At 63.6% G+C, this 16430-nt stretch carries 17 protein-coding genes and 1 tRNA gene; 11 read left to right on the top strand and 7 right to left on the bottom strand.

Going from position 1 to position 16430, the window contains the following annotated elements; genetic code table 11:
* Positions 1–3 precede the first annotated feature (3 nt).
* Positions 4–834, bottom strand: a complete 831-nt coding sequence (gene mutM, locus AWB77_RS02945) for a bifunctional DNA-formamidopyrimidine glycosylase/DNA-(apurinic or apyrimidinic site) lyase (protein WP_061132858.1) — start codon at positions 832–834, stop codon at positions 4–6.
* 85 nt (positions 835–919) lie between these two features.
* On the opposite strand from mutM, the gene AWB77_RS02940 reads away from it, so the two are divergent.
* From AWB77_RS02940 to hisC, 8 genes are all read left to right on the top strand, one after another.
* Complete coding sequence (locus tag AWB77_RS02940) at positions 920–2779, top strand: tetratricopeptide repeat protein (RefSeq protein ID WP_061132857.1); 1860 nt, start codon at positions 920–922, stop codon at positions 2777–2779.
* Entirely contained in the window at positions 2779–3405 is a 627-nt protein-coding gene (gene lolB, locus AWB77_RS02935; protein ID WP_061133142.1) for a lipoprotein insertase outer membrane protein LolB, read from the top strand. Before AWB77_RS02940 ends, lolB begins: the two co-directional genes overlap by 1 nt.
* Positions 3406–3424: 19 nt before the next feature.
* Positions 3425–4306 (top strand): 4-(cytidine 5'-diphospho)-2-C-methyl-D-erythritol kinase, encoded by an 882-nt coding sequence (ispE, locus tag AWB77_RS02930; protein ID WP_061132856.1) that lies wholly within the window; start codon positions 3425–3427, stop codon positions 4304–4306.
* A gap of 53 nt (positions 4307–4359) precedes the next feature.
* Positions 4360–4436, top strand: a tRNA-Gln gene (locus AWB77_RS02925).
* Between the two features lie 50 nt (positions 4437–4486).
* Positions 4487–5440 (top strand): ribose-phosphate pyrophosphokinase, encoded by a 954-nt coding sequence (locus tag AWB77_RS02920; RefSeq protein ID WP_061132855.1) that lies wholly within the window; start codon positions 4487–4489, stop codon positions 5438–5440.
* A 151-nt stretch (positions 5441–5591) separates the two neighbouring features.
* Positions 5592–6209 carry a 50S ribosomal protein L25/general stress protein Ctc gene (locus AWB77_RS02915; protein WP_061132854.1) on the top strand — a complete coding sequence of 206 codons (618 nt, stop codon included), beginning with the start codon at positions 5592–5594 and terminating at the stop codon, positions 6207–6209.
* Positions 6210–6314: 105 nt separating this feature from the next.
* Positions 6315–6917 (top strand): aminoacyl-tRNA hydrolase, encoded by a 603-nt coding sequence (gene pth / locus AWB77_RS02910; protein ID WP_061132853.1) that lies wholly within the window; start codon positions 6315–6317, stop codon positions 6915–6917.
* 13 nt (positions 6918–6930) lie between these two features.
* Positions 6931–7998: a histidinol-phosphate transaminase gene (gene hisC / locus AWB77_RS02905; RefSeq protein WP_061133141.1), complete on the top strand. Its 1068-nt coding sequence runs from the start codon at positions 6931–6933 to the stop codon at positions 7996–7998.
* Here the strand turns inward: hisC and AWB77_RS02900 are convergent.
* The 3 genes from AWB77_RS02900 to rsmD all read right to left on the bottom strand — a co-directional run bounded on the left by AWB77_RS02900 (position 7995) and on the right by rsmD (position 9565).
* Positions 7995–8255, bottom strand: a complete 261-nt coding sequence (locus AWB77_RS02900; RefSeq protein WP_061132852.1) for a YfhL family 4Fe-4S dicluster ferredoxin — start codon at positions 8253–8255, stop codon at positions 7995–7997. The genes hisC and AWB77_RS02900 overlap by 4 nt on opposite strands.
* Positions 8256–8332: 77 nt before the next feature.
* Positions 8333–8839, bottom strand: coding sequence for a pantetheine-phosphate adenylyltransferase (gene coaD / locus AWB77_RS02895; protein WP_061132851.1), 507 nt, complete (start codon positions 8837–8839; stop codon positions 8333–8335).
* Positions 8840–8938: 99 nt separating this feature from the next.
* Positions 8939–9565, bottom strand: a complete 627-nt coding sequence (rsmD, locus tag AWB77_RS02890; protein WP_061132850.1) for a 16S rRNA (guanine(966)-N(2))-methyltransferase RsmD — start codon at positions 9563–9565, stop codon at positions 8939–8941.
* Positions 9566–9793: 228 nt separating this feature from the next.
* Between rsmD and ftsY the strand changes: the two genes are divergently transcribed.
* Positions 9794–11035, top strand: a complete 1242-nt coding sequence (ftsY, locus tag AWB77_RS02885; protein ID WP_061132849.1) for a signal recognition particle-docking protein FtsY — start codon at positions 9794–9796, stop codon at positions 11033–11035.
* 34 nt (positions 11036–11069) lie between these two features.
* On the opposite strand, the gene AWB77_RS02880 is transcribed toward ftsY, so the two are convergent.
* The 3 genes from AWB77_RS02880 to AWB77_RS02870 are packed head-to-tail and all read right to left on the bottom strand — an operon-like array spanning position 11070 to position 13023.
* Complete coding sequence (locus AWB77_RS02880) at positions 11070–11687, bottom strand: LysE/ArgO family amino acid transporter (RefSeq protein ID WP_061132848.1); 618 nt, start codon at positions 11685–11687, stop codon at positions 11070–11072.
* On the bottom strand, positions 11684–12328 hold the full coding sequence (maiA, locus tag AWB77_RS02875) for a maleylacetoacetate isomerase (RefSeq protein WP_061132847.1): 645 nt from the start codon (positions 12326–12328) through the stop codon (positions 11684–11686). Before maiA ends, AWB77_RS02880 begins: the two co-directional genes overlap by 4 nt.
* Entirely contained in the window at positions 12325–13023 is a 699-nt protein-coding gene (locus AWB77_RS02870) for a fumarylacetoacetate hydrolase family protein (RefSeq protein ID WP_061132846.1), read from the bottom strand. Before AWB77_RS02870 ends, maiA begins: the two co-directional genes overlap by 4 nt.
* A 326-nt stretch (positions 13024–13349) precedes the next feature.
* On the opposite strand from AWB77_RS02870, the gene ybiB reads away from it, so the two are divergent.
* Together ybiB and leuA are read left to right on the top strand one after the other, a co-directional pair.
* Positions 13350–14342 (top strand): DNA-binding protein YbiB, encoded by a 993-nt coding sequence (ybiB, locus tag AWB77_RS02865; RefSeq protein ID WP_061132845.1) that lies wholly within the window; start codon positions 13350–13352, stop codon positions 14340–14342.
* Between the two features lie 414 nt (positions 14343–14756).
* Positions 14757–16409, top strand: a complete 1653-nt coding sequence (leuA, locus tag AWB77_RS02860; protein ID WP_061132844.1) for a 2-isopropylmalate synthase — start codon at positions 14757–14759, stop codon at positions 16407–16409.
* Positions 16410–16430 lie beyond the last annotated feature (21 nt).

Raw genomic sequence — 16430 nt, 5'->3', positions numbered from 1 at the left:
AAATTAGCGTTGGCAACGCGGACAAAAGTACGTCGAACGCTGTCCCTGAACGATTTGTTTGATCGCGGTGCCGCAGACGTGGCACGGCAGGCCGGCGCGATCATAGACGAAATAGTCGAGCTGGAAGTAGCCCGACTCGCCATTGCTGCCGACGAAATCGCGCAGCGTGCTGCCGCCCTTGTCGATTGCGGCGGCGAGCGTCACGCGCACGGCGTCGGCGAGCAGATCGTAACGCACGAGCGAGATCCGGCCCGCGGCTGTCGTCGGCCGGATACCCGCGCGAAAGAGGCTCTCCGACGCATAGATATTGCCGACGCCCACCACGATCCCGCCCGCGAGCAGCGCCTGCTTCACGGACACTTTGCGCCCGCGCGTCTCGCGAAACAGCAGCGCGCCCGAGAATTCCGGCGAGAACGGTTCGACGCCCAGGCTTGCGAGCAGCGGATGATCGAGCACGTCGCCGTCCGCGCGCGGATGCCAGAGGATCGCACCGAAGCGGCGCGGATCGCGAAAGCGCAGGATGAAATCGTCGAACACGATATCGACGTGATCGTGCTTCGCCGCCTCGGGCGGCTTCGGCACGTGCCGCAGCACGCGCAGCGTACCGGTCATGCCGAGATGGACGATCAGCCAGCCTTCCGCGGTTTCGAACAGAAGATACTTGCCGCGCCGCTCCACTTTCTCGATCTTCAGACGATCGAGCGTCTTCGGAAGATGCTTCGGGATGGGCCAGCGCAGCGCGGGCGTGCGCACGTCGACGTGCTCGACGCGCCGTCCGGCGACATAGGGTTCGATTCCCCGGCGGGTGACTTCGACTTCCGGCAGTTCGGGCATTTTTCTGGAGAGAGTCTTGCTGGGGCGAGTGTGCCGGTATTTTAGCGACCGCGTTACAATCGACTGAAACATCGTCTGGAATTCCATGAACTCGTTCGTCACGAAGCTGTTTGCGAAGCGTCAGGCCAGCTCGGCGCATTCGTTCGCCATGCCAATGTCGCGAATCGCCGGCGCCATTGCATTCGCGATGGCCGCGCTCGCGTTCGCGCCCGCGCACGCTCAGGCGCAGAACGCGACCCCTGTTCCGAGCGCCGACGATCAGGCCGACGCGCAAAGCGCCGCCGATCTCCTGACCGCGCCGGTCAGCGGCGCCGAATCGCAGGACTTGCCGAACGTGGCAATGTCCAGCCAGATCGTTTTCCAGGTGCTGGCCGCCGAAGTCGCCTTGCAGCGCGGACAGCCCGCACCCGCATTCCAGACGTATCTCGCGCTCGCCCGCGACACGCACGATCCGCGTTTCGCGCAGCGCGCAACCGAAATCGCGATCGCGGCGCAAAGCCCGAATGACGCGCTCACGTCGGCGCAGCTCTGGCAGCAGTTCGCGCCTCATTCGGATCGCGCGGCGCAGTTGAGCGCGTCGCTGCTGATCGTCGGCGGCAAGCCGGAAGACGCGAAGCCCACGCTGGAACGCGAGCTCGCGAAGGTCGCGCCGGAGCAGCGCGGCGACGCCATCCTTTCTCTTCAGACCTTGCTCGCGCGCGGACCGAATCGCGTCGGCGGCTTGAATGTGCTCAAGGATCTGACGCAGAACGATCGCGACCGGCCCGAAGCACAACTCGCGCTCGCGCGCCAGCAACTGATCGCCGACGATCAGCCAGGCGCTAAGGCATCGCTCGAAAAGGCGCTGCAACTGAAGCCTGACTATCTGCCCGCCGCGCTGACGCTCGCGCGCATGGGCCCGGAGGAGCGCCGGGAAGGCATCGCATCGTTCGAGAAATATCTCGACAAGAATCCGAAATCGCATGACGCACGGCTCGCGCTCGCGCAGTTGTATCTGTCGTCCGACAGACTCGACGACGCGCAAAAGCAGTTCGAAATCATGCGCAAGAACGATCCGAAGGATCTGACGCCGTTGATGGCGCTCGCGCTCATCAACACCCAGAAGAAGCAGTTCGACAAGGCGCGGGACTTTCTGGATCAGTACGCGAAGACGGCGGAAAGCACGCCCGGCGCGGACCCGGGCCAGGCGTACATCTATCTCGCGCAACTCGCGCTCGAACAAAAGGACGAAGCCGCGGCGAGCCAGTGGCTCGACAAGATTCCGCGCACGAGCCAGCAATATCTGCCCGCGCAGATCACGCGCGCGCAGTTGCTCGCGAAGCAAGGCAAGGTTGACGACGCGCGCGCGCTCATCGGCAATCTGCAAAGCTCCGATCCGCGCGATCTGGCGCTGCTCGCCCGCACCGATTCGGCCATCCTTTTCGAGGCGCATCGCTACAAGGAAGCGGAAGCGAATCTCGCGAAGGCGGTGGCGGCGTTCCCGGACGATCCCGATCTCGTCTACGACTACGCGATGGCCGCCGAGAAGACCGGCCATTACGACGTCATGGAGGCGCAACTGCGCTCGCTGATGCGCACGCAGCCGGACAATCCGCAGGCGTATAACGCGCTCGGCTATTCGCTCGTCGATCGCAATCAGCGGCTCGACGAAGCCGTGAAGCTGATCGAAAAGGCCGTCTCGCTCGCGCCGAACGACGCGTTCATCATGGACAGCCTCGGCTGGGCGCGCTTCCGTCAGGGCAATGCGGCCGAAGCCGAGAAGATTCTCAAGAACGCCTATAACCTTCAGCCGAATGCCGAAATCGGCGCGCATCTGGGCGAAGTCCAGTGGAAGTCCGGACAGCAGGATCAGGCGCGCGCGACGTGGCGGCAGGCGCAGAAGCTCGAACCTGACAACGACACGCTCGTCAAAACGCTCAAACGACTTCAGGTAAACGACCTTTGATCGCACTCGATTTTCTCGCCGGCGCATCGCTTCGACGCGGCGCGCTCGGCATCGCGGCAGCCGCCGCGCTCGTGATGTCGGGTTGCGCGGTCCAGCCGCGCGTGCCCACGACGACCAACGCATCCACATCGCTCGCGACACAGACGAGCCGCGCATATCACGGACGCTTCGCCGTTCAGTACAACGACCAGAACGGCACGCAGCGCAACGCCTATGGCAACTTCGACTGGCAGGAAACGGGCGACACCGTCACGCTGCAATTGCGCAATCCGCTCGGCCAGACAATGGCGATCGTGACGTCGTCGCCGTCGCTCGCGACGCTCGAACTGCCCAATCGTCAGCCGGTAAGTGCGGATAACGTCTCGCAACTGATGCAGAACACGATGGGCTTCGCGCTGCCGGTGGAAGGCCTGCGCTATTGGCTGCAACCGTCTGCCGCGCCGAGTTCGCGCGCTCAGACGACGCTCGATCCGGAAGCGAACAACGGCCGTCCGAAGGAAATCAAGCAGGACGGCTGGACGATCGACTATCTGGCCTACGCCGACGCGCCCGCGACCGGCGTGAAGCGCGTCAATCTTTCTCGCAACGAACCGCCGCTCGACATCAAACTCGTGCTCGATCAATAACCCGGCAGTTGCATGACGCATGACCTCATCGAACGAAACGCTTCGTGACTGCCTCGCACCCGCGAAGCTGAACCTTTTTCTGCACATCACGGGCCGCCGTCCGGATGGCTATCACTCGCTGCAGACGGTCTTCCAGTTGCTCGACTGGGGCGATCGTCTGCACTTCACACGTCGCGACGATGGCGTCATCGCGCGCAAGACGGATGTTCCCGGCGTGCCCGAAGCCAGCGACCTCGTCGTGCGGGCGGCGCGTCTGCTTCAGCGGCACACGGGCACGACGTTCGGCGCGGACATCGAAATCGACAAGCGTCTGCCGATGGGCGCGGGCCTCGGCGGAGGCAGTTCCGACGCGGCGACAACTCTTTTGGCGTTGAATCGTCTCTGGGGTGTTGATCTTTCGCGTGAGATTCTGCAGAATCTCGGCCTGCAACTCGGCGCGGACGTGCCGTTTTTTGTCTTCGGGCAAAATGCTTTCGCAGAGGGTGTCGGGGAAGCGCTTCAGGCGGTCGATCTGCCGAAACGTTTCTTCCTCGTGGTAACGCCTGATGCTCACGTCCCCACCGCGGCGATTTTCTCCGAAAAAAGCTTGACGCGGGATACGAAAGTCGTCACAATGATGGACTTTCTTGCACAGCAAAGGTCAGACACAAACTGGCCAGACAGCTTCGGTCAGAACGACATGCAAGCTGTAGTCGCAGGAAAGTACGCGGAAGTTGCAAAGGTGCTCGAGTGGTTTTCCAATCTCGCACCGGCGCGAATGACTGGATCTGGAGCAAGCGTGTTTGCCGCTTTCGCCAGCCAAGCTGAAGCAGAAATGGCGCAAGCCAAACTGCCGGCAAGCTGGAAAAGCGTGGTAACGGCAAGTCTGGATTCTCATCCTCTCTTCGCTTTCGCGTCATAGGTTTTGTTTTGTCGGGTATGTCCTACACTTTCCGGCAAGACTCAAAGTTGTGTAGGGGAGTCGCCAAGTTGGTCAAGGCACCGGATTTTGATTCCGGCATGCGAGGGTTCGAGTCCTTCCTCCCCTGCCATTCCTTTTCTCGCGTTTTTCCTCTCGCCTCCAGCCGCAGACAGGTGCACGATGAGCAGTGACGGCCTGATGGTTTTTACTGGCAACGCAAATCCCGCGCTTGCACAGGAAGTCGTCAAAATCCTTGGTATTCCTCTCGGCAAAGCGATGGTCAGCCGTTTCTCCGACGGCGAGATCATGGTCGAGATTCAGGAAAACGTTCGAGGCAAAGACGTATTCGTTCTGCAGTCCACCTGCGCCCCCACGAACGACAACCTGATGGAACTGATGATCATGGTCGATGCGCTCAAGCGCGCATCCGCCGGCCGGATCACCGCAGCCATCCCCTACTTCGGCTATGCGCGCCAGGACCGCCGTCCGCGTTCCGCGCGAGTGGCCATCTCGGCGAAGGTCGTCGCGAACATGCTGGAAATTGCCGGCGTCGATCGCGTGATCACCATGGACCTTCACGCCGACCAGATTCAAGGTTTCTTCGACATCCCCGTCGACAACATCTACGCTACGCCCGTTCTGCTCGGCGATCTGCGCAAGCAGAACCATGACCATCTGCTGGTCGTGTCGCCGGACGTCGGCGGCGTGGTGCGCGCGCGTGCGCTCGCCAAGCAGTTGAACACGGACCTCGCGATCATCGACAAGCGCCGTCCGAAGGCGAATGTCGCCGAGGTGATGAACATCATCGGTGAAGTCGAAGGCCGCACCTGCGTCATCATGGACGACATGGTCGACACCGCCGGCACGCTGTGCAAGGCCGCGCAAGTGTTGAAGGCGCGTGGCGCCAAGCAGGTTTTCGCATACGCGACGCATCCGGTTCTGTCGGGCGGCGCGGCGGCGCGCATCACGGCGTCGGAACTGGACGAACTCGTCGTCACGGACACGATTCCCCTTTCGGCCGAATCGCTCGCATGCGCGAAGATCCGTCCCCTGTCGAGTGCGGGGCTGCTCGCGGAGACATTCTCGCGAATCCGGCGCGGCGACTCGGTGATGTCGCTCTTCGCCGAAGGTTAAATAGCATTGAGCAAGGAACGCGAAGCACACGCTTCGCGTTTTTGCATGATCGGCGCGAACGGACGAAGGTTCGCGTCGCTTGTTGTGGGATCACACATTTTCGATGATCCCGGTTTCCCTGCCTGGTCGCGGGCAGATAGAGGAGTCACACATGAAAGTCGTCGCTTTTGAGCGTAGCAAGCAAGGTACGGGTGCGAGCCGCCGCCTGCGCAACTCGGGCAAGACCCCGGGTATCGTGTACGGTGGTGAAACGGACGTTCAACTGGTCGAACTCGACCACAACGCCCTGTGGCACGCCCTGAAGAAAGAAGTTTTCCACTCGTCGATTCTCGACCTGGAAGTGGCCGGCAAGTCGCAACAAGTTCTGTTGCGCGACGTGCAATACCACCCGTTCAAGCAGCTCGTGCTGCACGTGGACTTCCAGCGCGTCGACGCGAAGAAGAAGCTGCACACCAAGGTGCCGCTGCACTTCATGAACCAGGAAACCAACCCGGCCGTGAAGCTGTCGGGCGCGGTGATCTCGCACGTCGTGACGGAACTGGAAGTGGAATGCCTGCCGGCAGACCTGCCCGAGTTCCTGGAAATCGATCTGGCGAAGATCGAAGCCGGCCAGACGATGCACGCGAAGGACATCCCGCTGCCGAAGGGCGTGAGCCTGACGCTTTCCGTCCAGGCGGAAAATCCGGTGGTGGCTTCGGCGACCGTCCCGGCTGCCGTCGTGTCGGATACGGCTGCTGAAGGCGAAGGCGCTACGCCGGCAGCCGAGTAAGCACGCGGAACACCGCTATCCTCTCGATCCGTTCGCAAGAACGGTCGACGTGACCCGCCGGCGCGCAAGCCCCGGCGGGTTTTTTTTTGTTCTACATGATTCTACATGATCAAGCTGATCGTCGGCCTGGGCAATCCGGGCGCCGAATACACCGCGACGCGGCATAACGCGGGCTTTTGGTTCGTCGACCAATTCGCGCGCGACGCGGGCGCGACGCTGCGCGACGAGCGCCGTTTCCACGGTTTCTACGGCAAGGGACGTCTGCACGGCCACGAAGTGCATCTGCTGGAACCGCAGACGTACATGAACCGTTCGGGGCAATCGGTCGTCGCGGTCGCGCAGTTCTTCAAGATTCTCCCCGATGAAATTCTCGTCGCGCACGACGAACTCGACCTGCCGCCCGGCACCGTCAAGATGAAGCTCGGCGGCGGCAGCGGCGGACACAACGGCCTGAAGGACATTTCCGCGCATCTGTCGTCGCAGCAGTATTGGAGATTGCGCATCGGCATCGGGCATCCGCGCGATCTGATTCCGGAAGGCGCGCGCGCGGGGGCGAAGCCCGATGTCGCGAATTTCGTTCTCAAGCCGCCGCGCCGCGAGGAACAGGACGTGATCGATCAGTCGATCGAGCGCGCGCTCGCCGTAATGCCTTTTGTCGTCGCCGGCGAAACCGAGCGTGCGATGATGAACCTGCACCGCAATTCATGATTTGGAGCCGACCGTGAGCCGTTTCTGGAGCGATATCGTCCATCGTCTGACGCCGTATGTGCCGGGCGAGCAACCCGCGCTGGCGCATCCCGTCAAGCTCAATACCAACGAGAATCCGTATCCGGCGTCGCCGCGCGTCGTCGATGCGATCCGTCGCGAACTCGGCGAGGACGGCGCGTCGCTGCGCAAGTATCCCGATCCGACCGCGCGCGCGTTGCGCGAGGCCGTCGCGAAGCATCACGGCCTGCGCATCGAGCAAGTGTTCGCCGGCAACGGTTCAGATGAAGTGCTCGCGCACGCGTTTCAGGCGCTGCTCAAGCACGCTCGCCCGATCCGCTTTCCCGATATCACCTACAGCTTTTATCCGGTCTACGCGCAGCTTTACGGCGTCGAATACGCGACCGTGCCGCTGAACGGCGATTTCGCCATCGATGTCGACGATTACCGCGCGCCGTGCGGTGGCGTGCTCCTGCCGAATCCGAATGCGCCGACGGGCCGCGCCCTGCCGCTATCGGAAATCGAAGTGCTGTTGAAGGCGAATCCTGACGCGCCCGTCATCGTCGACGAAGCGTATGTCGATTTCGGCGCAGAATCGGCGGTGAATCTGATCGACGACTATCCGAACCTGCTCGTCGTTCAGACAACCTCGAAAGCGCGGTCGCTGGCGGGCATGCGCGTTGGTTTCGCGTTCGGCGATCCGGCGCTCATCGAAGCGCTCACGCGCGTGAAGGACAGTTTCAACTCGTACCCGCTCGATCGCCTCGCGCAGGTCGCGGCGCTGGCGTCGTACGAGGATCAGGCGTGGTTCGAGGATGGCTGCGCGAAAGTCGTCGCGAGCCGGGAGAAGTTGAGTGCGCAGTTGAAGACGCTCGGTTTCGATGTCGTTCCGTCTGCGGCGAACTTCGTCTTCGCGAAACATCCCGCGCACGACGCCGCGTCGCTTGCCACCGCGCTCAGGACGAAGGAAATCTTCGTGCGTCACTTCAAGCTGCCGCGCATCGACCAGCATCTGCGCATTTCGATCGGCACGCCCGCCGAATGCGATGCGCTCGTCGCGGCACTGACGGAAATCGTCGCTTAGGAACTGCCCTTCGCGGCCATCAGCGCGTGGTACTTGGCCATCAACTGTTCGGGCGATTCGGCGTGCGCCGGATCGCGCGGAATGCACTCGACCGGGCACACTTGCTGGCACTGCGGCTCATCGAAATGGCCGACGCATTCCGTGCATTTGTTCGGGTCGATCACGTAGATCTCGGGACCCATCGAAATGGCGTCGTTCGGGCACTCGGGCTCGCAAACGTCGCAGTTGATGCACTCGTCGGTAATGATCAGGGACATGCTTTACTCTCGTCTCGCCGGATCGCGTCCGGCATGAACCCGCGCACCTTCGAAGATAAGTGCGCGGGCCCGGCGTATCAAGGCGCCGCCGGATCTTTCTGCGTCTGCGCGGTGACTTTGTCGATCAGCCGCTTTTCAACCGACGGAAATACGAACTTGCTCACGTCGCCGCCAAGCTGCGCGATCTCGCGCACGATGGTGCCCGAGATGAACTGATATTGATCCGACGGCGTCATGAACATCGTCTCGACGTCGGGCAGCAGATAGCGGTTCATTCCGGCCATCTGGAACTCGTATTCGAAATCGGATACGGCGCGCAATCCGCGTACGATCACGCGCGCGTTGTTCTTGCGCACGAAATCCTTCAATAGCCCGGTGAAACTGCTCACTTGCACGTTCGGATAGTGCCCGAGCACGTCATGCGCGATATCCAGCCTTTCCTGCAACGAGAAAAACGGCTTCTTCGCGCGGCTGTCCGCGACGCCCACGACGAGCTGATCGAAAATGCTCGATGCGCGCCGGACGATGTCTTCATGTCCGCGAGTGAGCGGGTCGAACGTACCCGGATACACGGCGACAACCATGAGCTTCTCCTCTTCTATTTACATTGGGCCGCGTGGCTGCGACGACCAACTCTGCCTCATCTACCGCGAGATCGGCCGTGCCAAAATCGGGAACGCGCATTATTCCTCATTTTCGCGACGCAGCAAATGATAGCGAACCGCGCCCGCCTTGCCCTCGCGCACGACGCTCCAGCCCGCGAGCGCATCGATGCCCGCGACGTCCAGCGCATCGCCACATTCGACGTAAATCGCGCCATCGGATGACGCAAGCGGCGCAGCCAGTTCCAGCGCGCGCAGGAGCATTGCGTGATCGCCGAACGGCGGGTCGAGGAAGATGACGTCGAACGAACCGGGCGGAAGGCTCGCGACGAGCCGCAGCGCGTCCGCTTCCGCGATTTCGATGTTGCGCGCGCCGAGTTTTGCCTGATTCGCGCGAATCTGCGCAGCCGCCTTCGCGCTGCGTTCGATCATCAGCACGCGCGCCGCGCCGCGCGAAGCCGCCTCGAAGCCGAGCGCGCCGCTGCCCGCGAACATGTCGAGACAACGCTGTCCGGAAAGGTCCTGGCCGAGCCAGTTGAATAGCGTCTCGCGCACGCGATCCGGCGTCGGCCTCAAGCCGTCGAGATCGAGCACGGGCAACGGCGTGCGCTTCCAGTCTCCGCCGATGATGCGGATCGTGTGCGGTTTGCCTCCGCGCGATGGCGTATGGCTGGTCAGGGCGGAACGTGTAGCGGACGAGCGGGACATAAAAGGAAGGTCGGAGTCGGGCGCGCCGGCGTGTTTTTGTTCGAGAACGGCTGGCGGCGCAATGAGAGCCAACGTTACCACACGCGCGCCATGACGGGAGCCGCACAGGCGCGGGCGGCGGCGCCTGATAAAATATGCGCCTTCTATCCCATCGCGCGGGCCTCGCGCACAGCGACTCGAAGTGCGCACGAGGCCGTCGGATCAAGCGCGCATCATCGTCACACATCCATGTTCAGCTTCTTCAAGAAATTCAAAAAGCCGGCTGACGCGCCGCTCGACGCGCCCCAGGACGAAACCGTCGAGGCGGCCGAGGACGAGGCACTCTCCGACGCCGAGCTGGAACGCCAGGCGCTCGCCGCCGACGCGTCCGCCGAAGAAGCGCCGCCGTCCGTGGAAGAAGCGCCTCCGCCAGTACCACCCGTCGCGCCCACGGCGCCCGCAGCGCACGCGCCGGCATCGGACGAATCGAAGGAATACTGGCAAGGCCGCACGCAATCCCAATGGGCGCGCGGCCCGGAAACGGATGAAGCCAGCGAGGAAGTCGTCCCGCCGCCGACGCTCGATCCCGTCGCGAAGAAATCATGGATGTCGCGCCTGCGTCATGGGCTGTCGAAGACGAGTTCCAATCTCACGGGCATTTTCGTCAGCGCGAAGATCGATGAAGACCTGTACGAAGAACTCGAGACCGCGCTGCTGATGTCCGACGCGGGCGTGGACGCGACCGAATTCCTGCTCGAATCGCTGCGCGAAAAGGTGCGCGCCGAACGTCTGACCGACGCGGCTCAGGTGAAGAAGGCGCTGCGCGAGTTGCTCGTCGACCTGCTGCGGCCGCTTGAAAAGTCGTTGATGCTCGGCCGCGCGCAACCGCTCGTGATGATGATCGCGGGCGTGAACGGCGCCGGCAAGACAACGAGCATCGGCAAGCTGGCGAAGCATCTGCAGCGCTTCAACCAGTCCGTGCTGCTCGCCGCGGGCGACACGTTCCGGGCGGCGGCGCGCGAACAGTTGACGGTCTGGGGCGAGCGCAACAACGTGACGGTGATCGCGCAGGAAAGCGGCGACGCCGCCGCCGTGATCTACGACGCGGTCGGCGCGGCGCGCGCGCGCAGGATCGACGTGATGATGGCCGACACCGCCGGCCGCCTGCCAACGCAACTGCACTTGATGGAAGAACTGCGCAAGGTGCGCCGCGTGATCGCGAAAGCGATGCCCGACGCGCCGCACGAAGTGCTGCTCGTCATCGACGCGAACACCGGCCAGAACGCGCTCGCGCAGGTCAAGGCGTTCGACGACGCGCTGGGTCTCACCGGCCTCGTCGTGACCAAGCTCGACGGCACCGCGAAAGGCGGCATTCTCGCCGCGATCGCGCGTCAGCGGCCGGTGCCGGTCTATTTCATCGGCGTGGGCGAGAAAGTCGAGGATTTGCAGCCGTTCAGCGCCGAAGAATTCGCCGACGCATTGCTCGTCTAAACGTAACAAGAGCGCCCGCCTGGCGCTCTTTTTTTCATCGCGCAAAGACGAGCGTCGCCGCGATCCACCACATCACGCAGCCGACGATCACGTCGAGCACGCGCCACGCCGCATCTTTTTCGAACCATGGTTCCAGCAAACGAGCGCCGTAACCGAGCGCGGTGAACCAGACGATCGACGAACACATCGCGCCCGCCGCGAACCACGCATTGCCCGGCCAGCCGTGTTGCGCGCCGATGCCGCCGAGCAGCACGACGGTATCGAGATAAACGTGCGGATTGAGCAGCGACAAGGCGAGCACGGTCGATGCCGCGCCGAGCGCGGTCTGCGAATCGCCGTCCGATGCGTTCAGGTGTCCGGGACCGCGCCACGCCGCGAGAAACGCCCGCAAACCGTACAGAAACACGAAAGCGGCGCCCGCCCAGCGGATCACGTCGAGCAGAACGGGCGCACGCGCGATGAGCGCGCCCATTCCGCCGACGCCGAGCGCGATCAACATTACGTCGATGAACGCGCAGATCGACACCACGATGCCCACGTGCCTGCGCTTCAAACCCTGCCGCAAGACGAACGCGTTCTGCGCGCCGATCGCGACGATCAAGCTCGCGCCCAGTCCCGCACCCGACAGAAAACTCGGAAAATCCGCCGTCATTCCGCGTCCGGTTGCTCAGCCGGCGCGGCCCGCGCGAAGGCATCGAGCGACAAGGCGTGATCGGCGATGCGCGCGATCGTCGGATAAGGACTCACGTCCATGCCGAAGCGCCGCGCGTTGAAAACTTGCGGCACGATGCATAGATCCGCGACGGTCGGCGTGTCGCCGAACGTCAGCGCGCCGACGCGCTTGTCGGCCGCGAGCCGCTTTTCGAGCGACGCGAAACCGGTCTCGACCCAATGCCGATACCACGCATCCTTCACTTCGTCCGGCACCTTGACCTGATGCTTCAGGTACTTGAGCACGCGCAGATTGTCGAGCGGATGAATCTCGCACGCGACCTGCATCGCGACGGAGCGCACGAACGCGCGGTCGGACGGACGCTTCGGCAGCAGCGGCGGCTCGGGATGCGTCTCGTCGAGATACTCGATGATCGCGAGCGATTGCACGAGCACGTCGTCGCCATCGACCAGCGCGGGCACGATGCCGTCCGGATTCACCGCGCGATATTCGGGCTTCAGTTGCTGGCCGCCGTCGCGCAGCAAATGAACGCCCTCGTATTCGTAATCGAGCCCTTTCAGATTCAGCGCGATACGCACGCGATACGCCGCCGAGCTGCGGAAATAGCTGTAGAGCTTCATACGACGCGCACCGAGAACTCACCGATGCCATCGACGCCGCCGTTCAGAAGATCGCCCTTTACGACCGCGCCGACGCCTTCGGGCGTGCCGGTGAAAATGAGATCGCCGGGGAAAAGCTCGAAGAGCGTGGACAGATAAGCGATGGTCTCGCCCACCGACCAGATCAGTTGCGAAATGTCCGAGCGCTGCTTTTCCTCGCCGTTCACGGTCAGCCAGATCGCGCTTTTCTCCAGATGCCCGACCTTCGACACCGGATGAATCGGGCCGATGGGCGCGGAACGGTCGAAGCCCTTCGCCGTATCCCACGGACGGCCGAGCTTCTTCGCTTCGGCTTGCAGGTCGCGGCGCGTCATGTCGAGCCCGAGCGCGTAGCCGTAGACGTAATCGAGCGCCTGGTCGGCCGGAATGTCCTTGCCTTGCTTGCCGATCGCGGCGACGAGCTCCATCTCGAAGTGCAGGTTCTTCGTCTGCGGCGGATACGGAAATTCGGCGGTCGATCCGGGCGCGACATTGAGAACCGCATCGGCGGGCTTGCTAAAAAAGAACGGCGGCTCCCGGTCTGGATCGTGGCCCATTTCGCGCGCGTGAGCTTCGTAATTGCGGCCGACGCAGTAGATGCGGCGCACGGGAAACTGCTGTTCCGAACCATCGACGGGCACCGCTGCTGCCGGCGCCGGAGGAAACACATAGCTCATCCCGCTCTCCTGTTGCTGTTTTCTTTTGCAGATTGATGGACGAATGCGCTGGCGCTCACGCCGGCGAGAAGAAAGAGTTTAACGTGCGCGAGCAGATCGTGGCGACGCTTGACCGGCTTGGCTTTGCGAGCTTTCGGCCGGCCTTCGGAAGCGCGGGCGGCACGCCGGTTTCAGTAAGCATCGGACGGAAGCGGCGCGAAACGTCCGGCCGGCAAACCTTGCCAGCGCCCGTCAAATGCGGTACTCAATAGCATTCCTGCACCTTTGAAACGCGCGACGGCATCGCTCACATCCCGGAATCGAGCGCCCGATCGCGCATCTTTCCGATGACCGACTCTGCTGCCCCCACTTTCGCCTGCGCACGCTACATCAAGGAAATCGGCCGTGGGCCGAACGGCGCGCGCGCCCTGTCGCACGACGACACCTACGCGCTCTACGAAGCGATGCTCGACGATCGCGTCGCCGAACTCGAGCTGGGCGCGGTGCTGCTTGCCTATCGCGTGAAGGGCGAATCCGCCGCCGAACTCGCCGCGATGCTGTCGGCCGCGCATCGCTCTTTCGAGCCGCTGCATGTCCAGGACGGCCGCGAGCACGCGCGGCCCGTGTCGATCCCGAGCTACAACGGCGCGCGCAAGACGCCGAATCTCGTGCCGCTCCTGTCGCTCCTGCTTGCGCGTGAAGGCGTGCCGGTGCTCGTGCATGGCGTCACCGACGATCCCGGCCGCGTGACGAGCGCCGCCATCTTCGCCGAGCTGGGCATCGCGCATGCGGCTTCGCACGATGAAATCGAAGACAGTCTCGCCTCGCGCCGTCTCGCGTTCGCGCCGATCACCGTACTCGCGCCGAAGCTCGCGCGCCTGCTCGCGCTCAGGCGACGGATGGGCGTGCGCAACTCGACGCACACGCTCGTGAAGATTCTTCAGCCGTTCGCGGAGCCGGGCCTGCGGCTCGTCAACTACACGCATCCGGAGTATCGCGAGAGTCTCACCGGGCTCTTCACGGAGCATCCGGACGCGGCGGCGGGCGGCGCATTGCTCGCGCGCGGCACGGAAGGCGAAGCGGTCGCCGACACGCGCCGCCAGGTGCAGGTCGACTGGTTCCACGACGGCCACGTCGAGACGCTCGTCGCGCCGGAGCACTCGCAGCCGCATTCGCCGCCCGTCGAACTGCCCGAAACGCTCGATGCCGCGACCACCGCGCGCTGGATCGAATGCGTGCTGCGCGGCGATGTGCCGGTGCCGCCCGCCGTCGCGCGACAGGTGGAAGTGATCGCCGCCGTGGTGCGCAAACCCGTCGCGGGTCGCGAAAATCCCGTTTGACACTTTATTCAACGCTGGTTTAAAGTCGACGCATGCGTTTCACCCAGCCTTCCTCCCTCCGAATTATTTCGGGCCGCCTAGCGCGGCCCCTATCGCTACGTCTAGCGTAAGTCGCCAGGCGTAGCGCCGTGCGCCGCAAGGTGCGCGGTCCTCCGAGCAGTCCCGCAGTTCCTTTTCTTACCACCTGTAGTCGTCAGCTTTTCGTTCGCGCATCCCGCGAAACGGAAACGCGAGGGTCACATGCACGCTGCGTCAAGCACGTTCACGTTGGTCGCAGGCGTCACCATCGCTGGTGATCCCCGTGACGCGCGCGCGCGGTGCGGTTTCTCGTGCATCCAGCCACGCCCGGCCAGCCGCCGGACACGGCCTCTCTCGCAGACGCTACGCAAACCGCCCGAAGAGAGATCGACGATCATGATGCCGAACCCCGCCGAGAAATACCGCCCGTTTCCGCAAGTCCGTCTGAATGGCCGCCGCTGGCCCAACCGCACGATCGAGCGCGCGCCCATCTGGATGAGCACCGATCTGCGCGACGGCAACCAGTCGCTGATCGAGCCGATGAGCATCGCCTCCAAGCTCGAATTCTTCGAGATGCTGGTGAGGATCGGGTTCAAGGAAATCGAGGTGGGATTCCCGTCGGCATCGCAGACCGATTTCGACTTCGTGCGCAAGCTGATCGACGAAAAGCGCATCCCCGACGACGTGACCATCGAAGTGCTCGTGCAGTCGCGCCGCGAACTGATCGAGCGCACGTTCGAAGCCGTCGAAGGCGCGAGGCGCGTGATCGTGCATCTCTACAACGCGATCGCGCCGTCGTTCCGCAAGATCGTATTCAATCAGTCGAAGGACGAAGTGAAGGCGCTGGCGGTCGAAGGCACGCGCATCATCAAGGAATGCGCGGCGGCGCGGCCGGACACGCACTGGATCTATCAATACTCGCCCGAGACCTTCAGCATGACCGAACTCTCGTTCGCGCGCGAGGTCTGCGACGCCGTCGCGCAAATGTGGCGTCCGACGCCCGATCACAAGATGATCGTGAATCTCCCCGCCACGGTCGAAGCGGCAATGCCCAACGTGTTCGCCGATCAGATCGAGTGGATGGACCGCAACATGGGCTTTCGCGACAGCATCGTGTTGTCGGTGCATCCGCATAACGATCGCGGCACGGCGGTCGCGGCGGCCGAGATGGCCCTGCTCGCGGGCGCGGACCGCATCGAAGGATGTCTCTTCGGCAACGGCGAGCGCACCGGCAACGTCGATCTCGTCACGCTCGCGATGAATCTCTATACGCAGGGCATCGATCCGGGCCTCGATTTCTCCGACATCGACGCCGTGCGCCGCGTCGTCGAGCGATGCAACCAGATTCCGGTGCATCCGCGTCATCCGTATGCGGGCGATCTCGTGTTCACGGCATTTTCGGGTTCGCATCAGGACGCGATCCGCAAGGGTTTCGCGCAGCGCGTGCCGGGTACGGTGTGGGAAGTGCCCTATTTGCCGATCGATCCCGCCGATCTCGGCCGCAGCTACGACGCCGTGATTCGCGTGAACAGCCAGTCCGGCAAGGGCGGCTCCACCTATCTGCTCGAACGCGGCCTTGGCTTCACGCCGCCGCGCCGCGTGCAGATCGAGTTCAGTCACGCGGTTCAGAAAGTCACCGATGCATCCGGAGCGGAAATCAGCGGCGAAGCGATCTGCGAGCTCTTCCGGCGCGAATATTTCGACGCGGGCGGGCCGGTATCGCGTGTGGACGTTTCGACGCTGTCGGTGTTCGACAAGCGCGTCGCGATCGCGCCGGCGGCGAACGCGGCGAGCGGCGACGCTTACGCACAGGCCGTCGCCGCCGCGCTCGGCGCGGACGCGAACGTCAACTGGTTCGAAACGTCCGTGACGGCGAGCGGCGATACGGCGGCCTTCGTCGGCTGCCGCGTCGGCGACGGCCCGACGCGCTTCGGCGTCGCGGTTCACGCGAATCCGGCGCTCGCCGTCGCCGATGCCGTCGTGAGCGCGGTCAACCGCTCCGGGCGCATCGCGGCGAACGCCCGGCAGGACGAAGCAGTCGAAGCTTGACGGGACTGTCGGCGTAAATCG

It is taken from the genome of Caballeronia fortuita (genome assembly GCF_001544835.2).
Classification (GTDB): Bacteria; Pseudomonadota; Gammaproteobacteria; order Burkholderiales; family Burkholderiaceae; genus Caballeronia; species Caballeronia fortuita.
Note: the sequence above shows the minus strand (reverse complement) of the source record. Positions and strands in the feature narration are given on the sequence as shown.

What these genes read in the sequence shown, in the direction of transcription:
- AWB77_RS02880 (WP_061132848.1), bottom strand. Translation starts at nt 11,687, where the DNA reads ATGACGGCGGATTTTCCGAGTTTTCTGTCGGGTGCGGGACTGGGCGCG.
- rsmD (WP_061132850.1), bottom strand. Translation starts at nt 9,565, where the DNA reads ATGTCCCGCTCGTCCGCTACACGTTCCGCCCTGACCAGCCATACGCCA.
- ispE (WP_061132856.1), top strand. Translation starts at nt 3,425, where the DNA reads ATGACCTCATCGAACGAAACGCTTCGTGACTGCCTCGCACCCGCGAAG.
- AWB77_RS02940 (WP_061132857.1), top strand. Translation starts at nt 920, where the DNA reads ATGAACTCGTTCGTCACGAAGCTGTTTGCGAAGCGTCAGGCCAGCTCG.
- AWB77_RS02870 (WP_061132846.1), bottom strand. Translation starts at nt 13,023, where the DNA reads ATGAGCTATGTGTTTCCTCCGGCGCCGGCAGCAGCGGTGCCCGTCGAT.
- ftsY (WP_061132849.1), top strand. Translation starts at nt 9,794, where the DNA reads ATGTTCAGCTTCTTCAAGAAATTCAAAAAGCCGGCTGACGCGCCGCTC.
- AWB77_RS02915 (WP_061132854.1), top strand. Translation starts at nt 5,592, where the DNA reads ATGAAAGTCGTCGCTTTTGAGCGTAGCAAGCAAGGTACGGGTGCGAGC.
- mutM (WP_061132858.1), bottom strand. Translation starts at nt 834, where the DNA reads ATGCCCGAACTGCCGGAAGTCGAAGTCACCCGCCGGGGAATCGAACCC.
- AWB77_RS02920 (WP_061132855.1), top strand. Translation starts at nt 4,487, where the DNA reads ATGAGCAGTGACGGCCTGATGGTTTTTACTGGCAACGCAAATCCCGCG.
- AWB77_RS02900 (WP_061132852.1), bottom strand. Translation starts at nt 8,255, where the DNA reads ATGTCCCTGATCATTACCGACGAGTGCATCAACTGCGACGTTTGCGAG.
- maiA (WP_061132847.1), bottom strand. Translation starts at nt 12,328, where the DNA reads ATGAAGCTCTACAGCTATTTCCGCAGCTCGGCGGCGTATCGCGTGCGT.
- leuA (WP_061132844.1), top strand. Translation starts at nt 14,757, where the DNA reads ATGATGCCGAACCCCGCCGAGAAATACCGCCCGTTTCCGCAAGTCCGT.
- coaD (WP_061132851.1), bottom strand. Translation starts at nt 8,839, where the DNA reads ATGGTTGTCGCCGTGTATCCGGGTACGTTCGACCCGCTCACTCGCGGA.
- pth (WP_061132853.1), top strand. Translation starts at nt 6,315, where the DNA reads ATGATCAAGCTGATCGTCGGCCTGGGCAATCCGGGCGCCGAATACACC.
- ybiB (WP_061132845.1), top strand. Translation starts at nt 13,350, where the DNA reads ATGACCGACTCTGCTGCCCCCACTTTCGCCTGCGCACGCTACATCAAG.